1 protein-coding gene is annotated in these 252 nt (G+C 54.8%); it reads left to right on the forward strand.

Annotation, left to right across the window (positions count from 1 at the left end; translation table 11 throughout):
* Positions 1 to 252: hypothetical protein (locus tag SB756_RS32995; protein WP_410913625.1), on the forward strand; the 252-nt coding region annotated here is incomplete at both ends.

Raw genomic sequence — 252 nt, forward strand, 5'->3', positions numbered from 1 at the left:
TGATGCTTTATCGCTCCAACGACGACATCGTCTGGTTCCTGTTGAGGATGGTTTGGCACGGCGAAGTGGTAGGTGCGATTGCGGAGGTCAAACAGTTTTCCCTCCATGCTCAGCACAAACACACGCGCCTAGCCGCAATGCGAGCCATTATTGATCTGGGAACGGCTCAAGATATCGCTGATGTACGACACGGGCTTTTGGCCGGGGCGGCCAAGGTTAACCGGGAGTGGTTAGCCGAAGTGATTGATGGAC

Source organism: Pseudomonas sp. SIMBA_068, from assembly GCF_046534705.1.
GTDB classification, from domain to species: domain Bacteria; phylum Pseudomonadota; class Gammaproteobacteria; order Pseudomonadales; family Pseudomonadaceae; genus Aquipseudomonas; species Aquipseudomonas putida.